This window comes from Phyllobacterium sp. P5_D12, assembly GCF_054049495.1.
In genome coordinates this window covers 1-579 of sequence record NZ_JBFUMG010001165.1, presented here as the reverse complement: position 1 = coordinate 579, position 579 = coordinate 1, and the positions used below count along the sequence as shown (strand labels likewise).

Annotated in this window: 1 protein-coding gene; it reads right to left on the bottom strand. The window is 53.9% G+C overall.

The features are described from left to right. Positions 1-553: plasmid partitioning protein RepB (gene repB / locus ACXJ5O_RS29295; RefSeq protein WP_457302962.1), on the bottom strand; the 553-nt coding region annotated here is incomplete at its 3' end. Positions 554-579 lie beyond the last annotated feature (26 nt).

Below are 579 nucleotides of genomic sequence, written 5' to 3'. Positions count from 1 at the left end.
AGATATCATCTAGCTTGCCTGACAGATATTTTCCGAAGCCCTCTGCTCCGTTGGCTTTCAGGGACAGCGTGTAAGCTTTCCCTGTGTCTTTGATCTTTGCGGCGACCTTTCCGTCTCTCGTCCTCCATTCTGCAAATGCGGAATCAGATTTCGGTTTCTTGGAAATACGCGTGACAATTAGCATAAAGCGGTCGTCCGAGCCCAAGCCTTCGAAGTTGGCCGACTGGACTTCCTTCCGGGCGACACCAAGGAGCTTTTGATCTACCAGCTTCTCGGCCAACTCCATCCATTTGCGTCGTCCCGTAGACGGTGCGGAGCCGATTGACTGCACAATGTCGCCTGGAACAGACCGCGCGACAGACAAGAGCTTCGAGAGCTCTGTTTTGTCAGTGCTTAGCGCCTGCATGATAACGTTCCGTTCGAAACCCCTGTCTTCCAAGCGGAGCGCGAATGTGGCTCGCTCGATATATGAGAGATCCTTTCGGGCCGTATTTTCGATACCTTGCGCGATTACCAATTGGCCGTCGGTAAGTGGGCGAACAACCGCCCTCACCTTCCGGTTCAGGATACGCACTGCGC